Below are 8,416 nucleotides of genomic sequence, written 5' to 3'. Positions count from 1 at the left end.
CTATTAACTTCTAAATTAGAAACTAATAGGGGGTTTGATGTATCATATAGATATCTTGCTATAATTTGGTTAGTATCATAAAAGTAAGATGCATAAACATCTTACTTTTATGATACTAAGCCTTTATATATAATCTAAACTCAATTAGCTATTATAAAAATAGATTACAGTTTAGATAAAGCGGATACAATGATCTCTTCTTTAAAAGGCTTTACAATAAATCCTTTTGCTCCGTAGATAATTGCTTCTTTCATTCTCGCTTCTTGTCCTAATGCTGATACCATTACAATTGACGCACCTGGATCGATCTTTTTAATCTCTCTTAACGCTTCTAGTCCATCCATTTCTGGCATAGTTATGTCCATTGTTACTATATCTGGTTGTAATTCTTGATATTTTTCAATTGCCATTAAACCATTTTCTGCTTCTCCAACTATTTCAAATTCATAATTTTGAAGCATATTGCGAATAGACATACGCATAAATGCTGCATCATCAACTATTAATACTCTTTTCATAATATTTCCTCCATTTTCATCAATTATAATTTTTTCCTATATACTGATGGTTTTACACGTTCAAAATCTGTTTTTAAATTAGATAAATTCTCTGACATACCAATTATTAAATATCCTCCTGGCTTAAGAGCTTCATACAATTTTTTACATAATGCCTGCTTTGTAGGATTATCAAAATAAATCATAACATTTCTACAAAAGATAACATCGTATTTACGCTTCTCCCAACCTATGTGGTTATTTAAATTAAAATATTTGAATTCAACTAAATCTTTAACATTTTTAGTAATTGCATAATTTTTATCATTTACCTTTTGAAAGAAATTTTTCACCCATAATTCTGGTAATTTAGATATTTTATCTTCAGAATAAATACCTGCTTTTGCTTGCTTCAATACATTATTAGAAATATCTGATGCTGTTATAGACACTCTTAATTTTGAGCTTTTTCCCAAGATAGACGATACTAACATGGCAATACAATATGGTTCTTCTCCCGTAGATGAAGCTGCAGACCAAATTTTTATTCCTCCAATTGGTGGTTTTTTAAAATTAGGCAATAATACTTCCTCTTTTAAGAACTCAAAATGTTGATCCTCACGCATAAAATATGTAAAATTCGTTGTTAGTTTTTCTACTAAAGCTGATACTTGCTCTCCTGTTTTATCTTTCATCAAACTGTCTACATAACTTTTAAAATCAGGAAATCCTAAACGCTTTACCATCAATACTAGTCGTGTTTCAATTAACGTTCTTTTTTTTTCCAAATTTATCCCATAATTATTATACATAAAGTTTTTTAATCGTACAAAGTCTTTATTCGTTAATTCCATCGTTTATATCCTCTACAATTTGTACTAATGAGTCACAGTCTAGTATTAACTGGATTTCATCATTTATTTCACTAACGCCTTTTATGAAGTTTTGCTTAGATTCATCTTTATCTGAATTCATTTTCATACTTTGATTAGGTGAAATATGAATAACTTCATTTACAGCATCAACTATTAATCCGATTTGATCCATGTTATTTTCAATTATAATAATACAAGTTCTCTCATTATATTCAATTGGATCCATATCAAATCTCATCCTAGCATCCATTACAGGGATAATTGTACTTCTTAAATTTATAATCCCTTTCATATACTTAGGAAGGAATGGAACTTTCGTTATGGGTAACATTTCAATAATTTCTATAATATATTTTGATGATAATGCATATTTTTGATTATTTATAACAAATACCATATACAAATCATCTATTTTATTGTCTATTATCTCATCATTTGCATTCATAAATAATACACCATCCTTTTAAATGACTTTTTCATTTTTTCCAACGCTTTTGATACGTAACTTACTTGTAACAGTATCAAAAACAATAGTTCTTCCACAAGAACCTAGTACATCTTCAGAAACAATAGGAATATTTAGCTTAGCTAATGTTTCTTTACATGCCTTTACATTTTTTTCGCCAATAGTAAATATACTATTAGGTGTATTTTTAAAACTAAACATATGTGCACCACCAGCTAGCTTTGCTCTCATAAATCTAGGGTTTGCACCAACTTTTTTCATTTCTTCATGTAATAAAGTAATACCCGTATCTGCATACTTTGCCTTGTTTACTATGCTTTTGTCATGTCTCGAGTCAGAAAGCAAAATATGAACTAATCCAGCGATTTTATTTATTTCATCGTAAACTACCACGCCACAGCAAGATCCAAGTCCAATGGTCTTAATTTGATTAGGTGCCTTTACAATATTAAAGTCTGCTATACCCACTATTATATTTTCCATTAGCTAGTCTCCTAATCAACAAAGCCTAATGAAGATAACAGTTTTTTACATGATTCAACTTTAGGAATAAAATAATATTTTCCATCAATTTTGTGGTCTGTAGTGAAAAAGTCTGTTTCAATACATAAAATTGTGTCAGCTACTGGACCATATAATGAAATAGGTAAATTCATAATTGCCATAACCATATCTACACTAAAGTAAGGAATTGATGGATTTATACTTAAACCTGTCATATCTGATATTGCAGTTAAATATGTTCCACAAAGTATATTACAAACTTCACCTATTGAATTTAATTCTTCGCAAACTGAGTTGTAATCATTTCTATCACATGTAATTTCATTTCCAGTAATTTTTGATAATAAATTCAGTGCTGAATCAATTTCCATAATAACCATAATAAAACCTTCCATATCTCCTGAAAGTTGTAAAACAGTTCCTACAACTAACTCTTCTGGAGAGCTATAACTATTAGTTATATCTGAAAAATTAACCATATCACTTTTAGGAAGACCTATATCAACTAGCTCATTTAACATCATAGCTAATGAATTTGATGCATTACCTGAACCTATATTACTAATTTCACGAAATACATTCAATTTATCACATTCAAATTTCATACATACCTACTTTCTATCTAATCTTTAGATTTTACTGTTGATTGTCTTCTCTTTAGCTGATTTAATATTACATTTGGAATCATTTCTAAAGAGCTTTCTTTTTCAACTGCTCCAAGGTTCTTCGCAGCCATCGGCATTCCATAAACAACACAAGAATGTTTATTTTGACCAATGGTATATCCGTGAGCTTCCTTTATATCAAGTAATCCTTTAGCTCCGTCAGAACCCATTCCAGTTAAAATAACACCTATAACATTTTCTTTTGCTACTTTTGCTACAGATTGAAATAAATAATCTACTGAAGGACAATGACCACTAACCTTTTCTCCTCCTTTGATTTCTAATACATATTTATTATTTTTCTTTGCAATACCCATTTGTAATCCACCAGGGGCAATGTATGCATGTCCACTTAACAATTCTTGTCCATCTTTTCCTTCTAATACATTTATCACACATTCTTTGTTTAAGCGCTCTGCATACCTTTTAGTGAATACTGGTGGCATATGTTGAGTAATTACAATTGGTGGTAATCCTAAAGGTAATTGACTTATTACTTTAGCAACAGCTTCTACACCACCCATAGATGCCCCTATTGCAATAATATCTTTATCATTTCTTCTTCTTATATTTTCACTATTAAATGTACTTTTTCTTTGTACTGATTTATTAACTTGAGAAGAGTTCGTTTTTGCATATTTCTTTTTATCCAATTTAGCAACTGAAGCTTCTTTAATTTTTGATGCCAAATCGTTAGAAAATTCGTTCATAGTACTCGAACTTGGCTTTTCAACGAATCCAACAGCGCCGGCACTTATGGCTTCAAAACATCTCCCATCAACTCCACTAATAACAATTGTAGGAATAGGGCACTGATTCATTATAATTTTTAAGAATTCAATTCCGTTCATACCCGGCATTTCTATATCAAGTGTTAATACATCCGGTCTAAACTCTATTATCTTATCCCTAGCATCATATGGGTCTTTAGCTGTTGCCACAACTTCCAACTCTGGGTGTTCTTGAAGATACTTAGCTATAATGCGTCGAAACATGCTAGAATCATCGATTACCAACACTTTTATCTTTTTATTATCTTCCATAGACTATTTCTCCTTTTTAATGCTTGTGCTATATTACTACACAGTTTCCCCATAATTTTTAAGCAATTTTGGCAGCTTCGTCTATAGTAATTATGTCGATTTTATTAACTAGTGCCATTTACCTATTTATAATGGCGTTTACATCAAATATTAAACTAATAGAACCATCTTCTAAAATAGAGCAACCTGACATATAAGATTGAACTTTTTCAAACTGCGTTATTAATGTAGGTATTGGCTTAATTACAACTTGTTGTTGCCCTATAATACTATCTACAATCATACATACATTTCCCATTTCAGATTCAACTAAAATCATAATACCTTCATCAGATTTAGTTTCATTTATTTCTAATATATTTGATAATCTGCGTATTTCATAACAATTGCCTCTAATGATACTATGTTCTTCTCCATTTGGATTTTGAACAATTTCATAAGCACCTTGTCTAAATACTTCTTTTATATTAAGTGATGGAATAATATATATTTCATCATCTATTTTTACTTTCATACCATCTACAATAGCAAGTGTTAATGGGATACGAAGTACAATCATAGTACCTTTTCCTTTTTCACTGTCTATACTAATAGAACCTCTTAACTTACGTATATTTGTATAAACAACATCCATACCTACACCACGTCCAGAGTACTCACTTACAGCACTCTTTGTTGAAAATCCTGGTGCTAATATAAAGTTATAAGCCTCTTTATCGCTGATTTCTTCAATGCTTTTACTTGTAATTCCTTTTTCAATTGCTTTTTTAACAATAGTCTCTTTATCTAATCCTCGACCATCATCTTTAATAATAATTACAACATCTCCACCAGTATTTTTTGCTTCTAATGTAACAGTTGCTTTTTCTGGTTTTGTAGTTTTTTTACGTTCTTCAGGTGTCTCGATACCATGGTCCATACTATTTCTTATCATGTGCATTAAAGGATCTGAAATATTTTCTAAAATATTTTTATCTACCTCAGTTTGCTCACCAATTAATTTAAGGTCTACTGATTTACCAGTCTTTTTACTCATATCTCTTACAACTCTTTGCATTTTAGTAAATGTAGAAGAAATCGGAACCATACGAATAGACATAACTACATCTTGTAATTCGTTTGTTAATTGATGCAATCTTCTTGCTTGTTTTTCAAAACTATCTGGATCAAAGTTTTCTAATTGCGATTGTTTTTCTACCATAGATTCAGTAGTTACAATTTCTCCAACTAAATTCATAAGTGTATCAACCTTATTAATATTTACAGTTAAATAACTATTTTTATTATGCACATGCTGTTGATTACCTTCTTCTTTAGTTTCTTTTTTTAATGCCTTATTAACGATTTCTACTTCTTCATTTTTCTTAGTTGGTGCTTCTTGTTGTACAACTTCTTGTTTTGGTGCTTCTTGTTGTACAATTTCTTCTTTAATATTTTGCTCTAATACCTCATTAATAACTTCTACTTCTTTATCTACAGAGTCTTGACTATCATTTGAGCTCTCTACATTAGAAACATCTTGTTGCTGAGTTTCTTCTGTAACTTCAGTGATTTCAAAACTTTTTAAAAACATAGTCTCCTCAATAGCTTTTTCAAGTACAGACTTTTCTTCCGTTGTTTTTATATATACAGTAAAGCCATCTTTAACTATAATATCATCACAATCCATCATTAAATCTTCAGGTATAGTTCTTGAAATAGAACATAAATTTTGAATATTAGTAACTACACCAAGAGCTCTAATACCTTCCATACCACATCCGCTTTCGAATAAAACCTTTATACAAAATTGTTTTTCGCCAGCTATTTGTGTATCTGAATTATTTTCAGCATCTTTAGGTAATTCTATTTGTAGTGCTTTATTTTCATCATTATTTTCATCGTCATTATGTAATAAACGTGAAGCTCTTTCATGTAATTCATCGATACTTGCCTCTGGAAGCAATCCATCTTGTACATTTAACATTTCTTCTTTTAGAAAATCAATAATTGCTAATACAACGTCAATGACTTCTTCCCACTTACTGCTAGAAAGTTCAAGCCCACTACGTATTTCATCAAAAACATCTTCTATACTATGAGTAAGCTTTGTTAAACTATCATATCCCATCATGGCCGAAGAGCCTTTAATCGTATGCATTGCACGAAAGATTTCTTCAATTGCTTCTTTTCCTAATCCACCAGTATCTAACTGGTCTACAAGTAAAATTTCTTCTAATTGCTCTAATAACTGCATATTTTCGTGTACATAAAATTCAGTTAAAGAATCTACTCCGCTCATATCTTTTCTCCTTTTATTAATTAAATATAATAGATTGCTATTTATTTTATATTTAAATTTAATTCTCAAAAATGGAAGCATAAAGGCTTCCATTTTTTAAATTTATAAATTATAACATACTGTTACGTATCATTAATATTAATTCATAGCAAAATAATCAGTTTCATCACTATTGAAATTTATATTTTTTCTTGAATTATTTATATCTTTTAACTCAAAATTCTCAATAAGTGATTTTAACATTTGTGCTTGTCCACTTAGTTCTTCACTAGCAGCAGCACTTTCTTCTGATGTTGCAGAATTAGTTTGTACTACCTCTGAAATTTGCTCTACTCCTAATGTAACTTGAGTAATTGCACTAGCCTCTTCTTCAGATGTTTTTGCTATTTCATCAACTAATACAGTAGTTCTGCTAGTTGTATTTATTATCTTTTGAAGTGACTCAGCTGTGTTATCCACAATCTTAGTTCCTTTATCAACTGCTTCTATTGAGTTTTCAATAAGTGTAGCTGTATTTTTAGCAGCCTCTGCTGATTTAGCAGCAAGGTTTCTTACCTCATCAGCAACAACAGCAAATCCTTTACCAGCAGAACCTGCTCTAGCTGCTTCTACAGCAGCATTTAATGCTAATATATTTGTTTGGAATGCTATGTCATCTATTGTTTTTATAATTCTTCCTATTTCATTAGAAGTAAATGAAATCTCTTCCATTGCTTTAACCATTTGTTTCATTTGTTCATTTCCATCTTTAACTTGACGAGCTGAACTTACTGTTAAAGAATTAGCTTTTCTAGCATTATCCGCAGTGTCTTTGATTTTGTCAGATATTTCTATAATAGTTGCAGATAATTCTTGAATTGCACTTGCTTGTTCAGTAGCTCCTTGTGATAACATTTGTGATCCACCAGCTACTTGATCTGATGCCGCTCCGACTTCTTCTGCAGCTACATTTATTTGTGACATTGTTTCACTTAAATCATTCGTTATTTTATTTATTGATTGCTCAACATCTTTAAATACGCCTATATATTCTACTTCAGGTTCAACGTTGAAGTTACCTGATGCAACTTCACTTAAAACGTTAACTGTATCATTTATAATTTCCTTAGTTTTGTTGCTCATTTCAAGCATACTATTTGATAAAGATCCTAATTCATCCCTTGATTCATAGTCAATGTTAATATCAAAGTCGCCTTCAGCCATTTTATTTGCAGCTTTTTCTATTTCTTTAATTGGATCTCCTAAACTTTTTGTTATAGATATGCTTACAACAACTGCTACTATAATACTAACTAATACAATTGCACTAGAAATAAAAAATGCTATTTTTACAGTAGATTGCACTTGTTTATCAAATTCAACGCCTTTTACCTCTGCATCTTCATAAAGATTAAGTGCATCTTTTGCGCACTTATTATAAACTTGTACAAGCTGCCCCTCTGCTTTAGTTTCTATTTCTTTTGCTTCTTCTTTATATCCTTCACCTTCTATAACTGCATAAATTCTTTCAAATTCTTTTCTTAATTCAGATACTGAATCTTCAAGAGGCTTAATTAACTTCTCCTCAGTTCTAGAAGACTCACGAATTACTTTTATACTTTTCTCAACATTTTCAAATGCATTTAAAATTACTACTTTATTATCTTTTGCAACATGATCTGCATAGATTGAGTTACTAATATTATTTCCAATAGAACTTACATATGAACGAATAGCCATTGATTCTTTTGTTACTTCATAAGGGCCTTTAAATAAATCATGGCTTAAGTTTCCTGCTTTTTTCAAGTTAAATAGCGTATAAAAGCTTGCAAATGATGTTATCATCATCAAAATCAAAAAAGATAATCCTAATTTTTTACCAATTTTTAAGTTTCTCACACTTATTCCTCCCAAATACCTTTAGGTATTATTTAAATATTTAACTTCATTTTAAAACTATCTATAAAATGCCTTATTTAACAATTATGTCCGAATCAAATGTCTAAAGTTTCTATATTATTCATTTGTTGCAAAATAATCAGTTTCATCGCTATTGAAACTGATATTTCTTCTAGATCCATTTGTATCTTTTAATTCAAAGTTTTC

8 protein-coding genes are annotated in these 8,416 nt (G+C 30.0%); all 8 read right to left on the bottom strand.

The genetic code is table 11. The features are described 5' to 3' along the window. Positions 1-164 precede the first annotated feature (164 nt). Entirely contained in the window at positions 165-518 is a 354-nt protein-coding gene (locus JWF52_RS13075; RefSeq protein ID WP_042276406.1) for a response regulator, read from the bottom strand. A 23-nt stretch (positions 519-541) separates the two neighbouring features. Beyond that, a complete protein-coding gene (locus JWF52_RS13070; protein ID WP_208333988.1) occupies positions 542-1,351 on the bottom strand; it encodes a CheR family methyltransferase in 810 nt (269 codons plus the stop codon). Next, a complete protein-coding gene (locus JWF52_RS13065; protein ID WP_208333987.1) occupies positions 1,335-1,817 on the bottom strand; it encodes a chemotaxis protein CheW in 483 nt (160 codons plus the stop codon). The genes JWF52_RS13070 and JWF52_RS13065 overlap by 17 nt, the downstream gene beginning before the upstream one ends. Positions 1,818-1,835: 18 nt before the next feature. Next, on the bottom strand, positions 1,836-2,306 hold the full coding sequence (locus JWF52_RS13060) for a chemotaxis protein CheD (protein ID WP_353654945.1): 471 nt from the start codon (positions 2,304-2,306) through the stop codon (positions 1,836-1,838). A gap of 26 nt (positions 2,307-2,332) precedes the next feature. After that, a complete protein-coding gene (locus JWF52_RS13055; RefSeq protein WP_208333985.1) occupies positions 2,333-2,947 on the bottom strand; it encodes a chemotaxis protein CheC in 615 nt (204 codons plus the stop codon). Positions 2,948-2,964: 17 nt separating this feature from the next. Further along, positions 2,965-4,050 carry a protein-glutamate methylesterase/protein-glutamine glutaminase gene (locus JWF52_RS13050; protein ID WP_208333984.1) on the bottom strand — a complete coding sequence of 362 codons (1,086 nt, stop codon included), beginning with the start codon at positions 4,048-4,050 and terminating at the stop codon, positions 2,965-2,967. 118 nt (positions 4,051-4,168) lie between these two features. Further along, a complete protein-coding gene (locus JWF52_RS13045; protein ID WP_208333983.1) occupies positions 4,169-6,331 on the bottom strand; it encodes a chemotaxis protein CheA in 2,163 nt (720 codons plus the stop codon). Positions 6,332-6,469: 138 nt separating this feature from the next. Next, positions 6,470-8,209 carry a methyl-accepting chemotaxis protein gene (locus tag JWF52_RS13040; RefSeq protein ID WP_353654944.1) on the bottom strand — a complete coding sequence of 580 codons (1,740 nt, stop codon included), beginning with the start codon at positions 8,207-8,209 and terminating at the stop codon, positions 6,470-6,472. Positions 8,210-8,416: the final 207 nt, after the last annotated feature.

Source organism: Clostridium sp. CCUG 7971 (genome assembly GCF_017590215.1).
Taxonomy (GTDB): domain Bacteria; phylum Bacillota; class Clostridia; order Peptostreptococcales; family Peptostreptococcaceae; genus Faecalimicrobium.
The sequence above is the reverse complement of the archived record's forward strand: the minus strand, read 5'-3'. Positions and strand labels throughout refer to the sequence as shown.

Excerpts from the sequence above, each read along its gene's own strand:
- JWF52_RS13050 (WP_208333984.1), bottom strand. The coding sequence starts at position 4,050 with ATGGAAGATAATAAAAAGATAAAAGTGTTGGTAATCGATGATTCTAGC.
- JWF52_RS13075 (WP_042276406.1), bottom strand. The coding sequence starts at position 518 with ATGAAAAGAGTATTAATAGTTGATGATGCAGCATTTATGCGTATGTCT.
- JWF52_RS13055 (WP_208333985.1), bottom strand. The coding sequence starts at position 2,947 with ATGAAATTTGAATGTGATAAATTGAATGTATTTCGTGAAATTAGTAAT.
- JWF52_RS13045 (WP_208333983.1), bottom strand. The coding sequence starts at position 6,331 with ATGAGCGGAGTAGATTCTTTAACTGAATTTTATGTACACGAAAATATG.
- JWF52_RS13070 (WP_208333988.1), bottom strand. The coding sequence starts at position 1,351 with ATGGAATTAACGAATAAAGACTTTGTACGATTAAAAAACTTTATGTAT.
- JWF52_RS13065 (WP_208333987.1), bottom strand. The coding sequence starts at position 1,817 with ATGAATGCAAATGATGAGATAATAGACAATAAAATAGATGATTTGTAT.